The organism is Gilliamella sp. B2717, assembly GCF_026536675.1.
Taxonomy (GTDB): domain Bacteria; phylum Pseudomonadota; class Gammaproteobacteria; order Enterobacterales; family Orbaceae; genus Gilliamella; species Gilliamella apicola_I.
In genome coordinates this window covers 583-788 of sequence record NZ_JAFNNQ010000032.1, presented here as the reverse complement: position 1 = coordinate 788, position 206 = coordinate 583, and the positions used below count along the sequence as shown (strand labels likewise).

Annotated in this window: 1 pseudogene; it reads left to right on the top strand. The window is 54.9% G+C overall.

Features of this window, described 5'->3' with window-relative positions:
- Positions 1 to 67: 67 nt before the first annotated feature.
- A pseudogene (locus J3U35_RS11590) lies at positions 68 to 206 on the top strand (TraR/DksA family transcriptional regulator); the annotation flags it as partial.

Here is a 206-nt window from a genome sequence, read left to right as displayed (position 1 = left end):
CCGAGGCGGCGGATCTACTGCGTGACGAGGCGGAATACATGCGCGAACAAATGCGGGAGGAGATCTAATGGCTGATTTAGCGGATATTGCTCAGGATCGGATCGACATTTTTACCACTGCCGCGCTGAGCAACAAACACGTTTACACCGGTGAATCGGCACGTTTCTGCATCAATTGTCAGGAGCCTATCCCCGACGAGCGCCGTC